Origin of the sequence: Bradyrhizobium sp. NBAIM08 (assembly GCF_020193935.1) — a bacterium.
Classification (GTDB): domain Bacteria; phylum Pseudomonadota; class Alphaproteobacteria; order Rhizobiales; family Xanthobacteraceae; genus Bradyrhizobium; species Bradyrhizobium yuanmingense.
Genome location: NZ_JADYVR010000511.1, coordinates 1 through 433 on the forward strand (window position 1 = coordinate 1; position 433 = coordinate 433).

At 61.0% G+C, this 433-nt stretch carries 1 protein-coding gene; it reads left to right on the forward strand.

Features of this window, described 5'->3' with window-relative positions:
• Positions 1-433, forward strand: a 433-nt coding sequence (locus I6F37_RS40700; protein WP_225154476.1) for an MFS transporter, incomplete at both ends; no start/stop codon positions are given.

The window sequence follows — 433 nt, forward strand, 5'->3', positions numbered from 1 at the left end:
CTTCTGCCTGCTGCCGCGGCACAGGTTGCCGATCTCCTCTCCGAGCGCGAACGCAGCCGTGGTATGGCATGGCTGAGTAGTGCCGCCAGCCTGGGAGTGATCACCGGGCCGGCTCTGAGCGGGCTGCTCTCGGCAACTGACTGGCATTTCAGATGGCAGTCCGGTCACTTTCGGTTCGATGGATTCTCGGTTCCCTTCTTTGTTGCTGCCGGCATGGCCTTGATCGCGATCGTCGTCGTTCTGATCTGGGTGTCGGAATCGCGTCCGGAGGGTGCTCCATCGGCAGCGAAGTCGCAGCGTCTAAAGTTGCGTGATCTGAGCGGGCAATTGCGCGGGCTGCTGCTGCTGACAGTTGCCATCCAGCTTGCTCTGACGGTCTTCGAGTCGACCCTTGTCCTGTTCTCAAGGGGAGATCTCGCGTTCTCGATCACAC